Origin of the sequence: Actinomadura bangladeshensis (genome assembly GCF_004348335.1) — a bacterium.
GTDB lineage: Bacteria > Actinomycetota > Actinomycetes > Streptosporangiales > Streptosporangiaceae > Spirillospora > Spirillospora bangladeshensis.
In genome coordinates this window covers 1-3,775 of sequence record NZ_SMJW01000439.1, presented here as the reverse complement: position 1 = coordinate 3,775, position 3,775 = coordinate 1, and the positions used below count along the sequence as shown (strand labels likewise).

Sequence of the window (3,775 nt, the reverse complement as noted above, 5' to 3'; positions counted from 1 at the left end):
GCGGCGGTGGGGGCGGCGAGCGGCCCGCCGGCGACGCGGCGGTCCGGGACGGGCTCGGGCGCGCGGTCGTAGCCGCCGTCGTAGCCCTCGTCGTACCCGTCGTTGTAGCCCGGGCCGTAGTCGTCGTGGCCCATCTGCTCCTGCGGTGGGACTCCCCGGCGGCCGCGCGGCTGCTGCGGCTCGTCGTCCATCCAGTCGTCGTCGTCGCGCCCCGCCCTGCTGGCCCGCAGGCCGAGGGCCACGAGGACGACCACCAGGACCACGACCACAATGAGGCCGAAGACCACGATGTAAGAAGTCATGCCACCACCCAATGCCTTGGCCCAGCGAGAGTCGCCGGCGCGGACCGCGGGTCCGTCCCGATTGTCGCAAGCGTCCGGATCGTTGTGGGCCTCCGCCGCCGGGGCTCAGCCCGATTCTCTCCGACCGCTATGACCGTTGTCACACCATTCGCGCACATTTACCCTCACACGGCGCGTGCCGATCGGCCAACCTCGCCGATCCGCACACCCCTGTCGGCTCCGGCCCCCCGAGGGGTCCGCCCTGACCCTGCGCCTCCGGGCACCACGGTCAACGCGCCTGCTCGCCGCCGAAGTTCCCGGTGATCCGCCCGCGTCCGATGGTGTGCTCGGCGATGGCGGGGAGCGAGACCTTCAGTGCGGCGCCGTTCTGGAACGGTGCCGGATCGTCCAACGCGTAGATGGTGAACCGGTACCGATGCTCTTCTCCCTTGGGCGGGCACGGCGGCGCGTAGCCCGCCTTCTCCTCTGTGGTCAACCCTTCGACGGTCCTGTCCAGCCGGGCATCTTCCACGATCTCGTTCACCGTTCCGTCGATGCCCGCGATCACCCAGTGGACGTAGGCGCCGCCCGAGGCGTCCGGGTCGTCCATGACGATCGCGAACGACTTCGTCCCGGCCGGCGTGCCCGACCACCGCAGCGGCGGGGTCTTCCCCTGCCCGCCAGGGTACGTCGTGCAGCCGTACCGCGGGGGCAAGTCGCCGCCATCGCGGAAGACCGGGCTGGTCACGGTGAACCACTCCGACAGCTCGGCGCTCTTGTTCTGCGGCTGCCCGATCAGCCCGCAGCCGCTCAGCACGCCGGCGAGGGCGAGGGCGAGGACGCCCGCCGCGGTCGGCATCGGACGCCGGTCTCTGCTCATCATCGATACGCTCCCGGGCGAGATCGTAGCCCGCGCGCCGCCGGGCCGCCGTCGGCTCGGTCCCGCTCATCGGCCGCGCGCGCGTCCCGCCGCCGGCGCCCCCTTCCTCGTCCGCCCCAACGATAGGGCTTTCGCGGGGGTGCGACGGGCGGTTCGCGGCGCCGTCCGCGGGCCCGGCGACAAAGATCCCTGTGACGTGCGTCATGCGTGCTTTGAACCGCTCCATCCCAATATTTGAGAAGGAGTGGCGGGTTTCACACCCGATCCGGCCCCCAGGTTTACCCGGACGGGAAGTTCTCCACTTCTTCCCTGGTTATTCGTTGGTGTCAGGCACGTTCCATCGGATAGCTTGTGAATGTCTTCACAAGCCGACCGTGACATTGGAGGGCCGCAATGGCCAGGACCGCCGAGGAGACCTCTGGCGCTCCCCACATCCTCATCGTGGGTGGCGGCTATGTGGGCATGTACACCGCGCTGCGCCTGCAGAAGAAGCTCAAGCGTGAGCTGCGACGCGGCGAGGTCAAGGTCACCATCGTGGACCCCAACTCGTACATGACGTACCAGCCGTTCCTTCCCGAGGCCGCCGCCGGGAACATCTCCCCGCGGCACGTCGTCGTCCCGCTCCGCCGGGTGCTGCCCAAGTGCACCGTGCGCAAGGCGCGCGTCACCGAGCTGAACCACGACGAGGGGTGGGCGATCGTCCAGCCGCTGTCCGGTCCCCCGGAGCGGATCTCCTACGACTACCTGGTCATGGCCGCCGGCGCGGTGCCGCGGCTGCTGCCGATCCCCGGGCTCGCCGAGCACGGCATCAGCCTCAAGACCGTCGGCGAGGCCATCCACCTGCGCAACCACGTGCTGGAGCAGCTGGAGATCGCCGAGTCGACCGACGACGTCGAGGTGCGCCGCAAGGCGCTGACCTTCGTGTTCGTCGGCGGCGGGTTCGCCGGCGTGGAGGCGGTCGCCGAGCTGGAGGACATGACCCGCGACGCGACCAAGTACATGCGCAAGGTCACCCCGCAGGACCTGCGGTTCATGCTGGTCGAGGCCGCCGACCGCATCCTGCCCGAGGTCGGCCCCGACATGGGCAAGTGGACCGCCGAGCAGCTGCGCGGCCGCGGCATCGCCGTGAAGATGAACACCTACCTGGAGTCGGCCGTCGACGGGCAGATCGAGCTGTCGGACGGCAGCAGCTTCCCCGCCGGGACGCTGGTGTGGAACGCGGGCGTCAAGCCCTCGCCCGTCGTCCGGCACGGCGACCTCCCGCTGGACGAGCGGGGCCGCGTCAAGGGCACCGAGTACCTCACCATCGAGGGCCTCGTCCGGGCGTTCACCGCCGGCGACAACGCCGCCATCCCGGACCTGACGCAGGAGGGCATGTTCTGCCCGCCGAACGCGCAGCACGCCGTCCGGCAGGCCAAGCTCCTCGGCGACAACATCGTCCGGTCGCTGCGCGGCAAGACGCTCAAGCCGTACGTGCACGCCAACATCGGCGCCGTCGCCGGGCTCGGCCTGCACAAGGGCGTCGCGCAGACCTACGGCTTCAAGGTCAAGGGCTGGCCGGCGTGGTTCATGCACCGCAGCTACCACGGCGCGAAGGTCCCGACCTTCAACCGCAAGCTGCGCGTCGTCGCCGACTGGACGCTCGCGCTGTTCCTCAAGCGCGAGACCGTCTCGCTCGCGACCGTGGAGCAGCCGCGCGCCGACTTCCAGCTCGCCGCCCTCGACGACCCCAGGGTCAAGACCGCGGCCGGCACGGGCGCGGCCGGGGAGACGGCCGCCTGACCCGGCCCGGCCCGCGCTCCCTCCCGGCGCCCCGGCGGTTCCCCGCGAACCGCCGGGGCGTTCCGCGTTTCCGGGAGTAGGGGACAATCGGCGGGTGCGGATCGGGATCCTGGGACCGCTGGAGGTGCGGGCGGCGGACGGCGGCGCGCCCCTCGCCGTCGGCGGGGCGCGGCTGCGGGCGCTGCTGACGCTGCTCGCGCTCGACCCCGGCGCGCTCATCCCGGCCGAGCGGATCATCGACGCGCTGTGGGAGGACGGCGTGCCGGGCGGCGCGCCCAACGCGCTGCAGTCCCTCGTCCGGCGGCTGCGCGCCGCGATCGGCCCGGAGCTGGTCGAGACGCGGTCCGGCGGGTACCGGCTCGCCGTCCCGCCGCGGGACGTGGACGCCCACGACTTCGAGGCGCGGGTCCGCGACGCGCGCCGGGCCGCGTCCCCGGCCGGCCGGTCGGCCGGGCTCGCCTCGGCGCTCGCGCTGTGGCGCGGCCCGGCGCTCGCCGACGCCTCCGGGCTCCGGTTCGCGGACGCGCCCGCCGCCCGCCTGGACGCGCTGCGCCGCGCCGCGCTGGAGGAGCGGCTCGGCGCCGACCTCGCGCTCGGCCGCCACGCCGAAGTGATCCCGGAACTGCGGGCGCTCGCCGCCGGCGACCCGCTCCGCGAACCCGTCACCGCGCTGCTGATGCGCGCCCTCTACGCGGCCGGGCACCAGGCCGAGGCCCTCGCCCGCTACGACGAGGCCAAGCGCGCCCTGGGGGAGGAGCTCGGGGTCGACCCGTCCCCCGAGATGGAGGCCGTCTACCTGGCGGTGCTGCGGCACGACCCCTCCCTCGCACCC

3 protein-coding genes and 1 pseudogene are annotated in these 3,775 nt (G+C 72.7%); 2 read left to right on the top strand and 2 right to left on the bottom strand.

The annotated features are described in order from the left end of the window. A pseudogene (locus tag E1284_RS39430) lies at nt 1-302 on the bottom strand (hypothetical protein); the annotation flags it as partial. 268 nt (nt 303-570) lie between these two features. Further along, nucleotides 571-1,164 carry a YbhB/YbcL family Raf kinase inhibitor-like protein gene (locus E1284_RS39425; protein ID WP_243715021.1) on the bottom strand — a complete coding sequence of 198 codons (594 nt, stop codon included), beginning with the start codon at nt 1,162-1,164 and terminating at the stop codon, nt 571-573. A gap of 390 nt (nt 1,165-1,554) precedes the next feature. Between E1284_RS39425 and E1284_RS39420 the strand changes: the two genes are divergently transcribed. Both E1284_RS39420 and E1284_RS39415 read left to right on the top strand, forming a co-directional pair. Continuing rightward, on the top strand, nt 1,555-2,943 hold the full coding sequence (locus tag E1284_RS39420; RefSeq protein WP_131945235.1) for an NAD(P)/FAD-dependent oxidoreductase: 1,389 nt from the start codon (nt 1,555-1,557) through the stop codon (nt 2,941-2,943). 94 nt (nt 2,944-3,037) lie between these two features. Further along, nucleotides 3,038-3,775: AfsR/SARP family transcriptional regulator (locus E1284_RS39415; protein WP_131945234.1), on the top strand; the 738-nt coding region annotated here is incomplete at its 3' end.

Excerpts from the sequence above, each read along its gene's own strand:
- E1284_RS39425 (WP_243715021.1), bottom strand. The coding sequence starts at position 1,164 with ATGATGAGCAGAGACCGGCGTCCGATGCCGACCGCGGCGGGCGTCCTC.
- E1284_RS39420 (WP_131945235.1), top strand. The coding sequence starts at position 1,555 with ATGGCCAGGACCGCCGAGGAGACCTCTGGCGCTCCCCACATCCTCATC.